The organism is Vibrio aquaticus (assembly GCF_003970385.1).
Lineage (GTDB): Bacteria > Pseudomonadota > Gammaproteobacteria > Enterobacterales > Vibrionaceae > Vibrio > Vibrio aquaticus.
This window is the reverse complement of the sequence record NZ_RXZH01000151.1, coordinates 1-456: the sequence shown is the minus strand read 5'-3', so window position 1 is coordinate 456 and position 456 is coordinate 1. Positions and strand designations below refer to the sequence as shown.

Sequence of the window (456 nt, the reverse complement as noted above, 5' to 3'; positions counted from 1 at the left end):
GAACGAGTCGGTTGAGGTCGGTTCGGGTGGTGTCACGTCGACATGTCTACGAAACGACTAGTTGAATAAACCACAGTGTTGGTCTTCATAACATATCAATCCAATGTGTGTTAAGTCCACATAACCTGTGAAATGGAACTCGCAATCGCAACTCTGAATCTCGAAACACACTGCAAACATAAGCCAGAAGAGTTATTTCTCCGATGTGTGTAATGCAGCAGTAACACTTGTGTAGTGGTATTTCACAGGTGAGTGTCTATCACAACTGTGTTCAAATAGGCCATCAGTTAGGACAATGTATGGTATGTCTCGATTGCAGATTGATTCTGTCATGTGACTAGTGAGCAGAGAGTTGTCTGAGTGCTGATCGACCAGTCGATGGAATATAGCATAGCATATTGTTGGTGGTGGGCGAGCAGAGTGAGAGAGTGTGTGAGTGAATGGTTGAGTGAGTGA

General features: G+C 44.3%; 1 protein-coding gene. It reads right to left on the bottom strand.

Features of this window, described 5'->3' with window-relative positions; genetic code table 11:
* Nucleotides 1-192 precede the first annotated feature (192 nt).
* A partial coding sequence (locus tag EJ063_RS21955; RefSeq protein WP_208640397.1) for a hypothetical protein occupies nt 193-456 on the bottom strand: 264 nt, incomplete at its 5' end.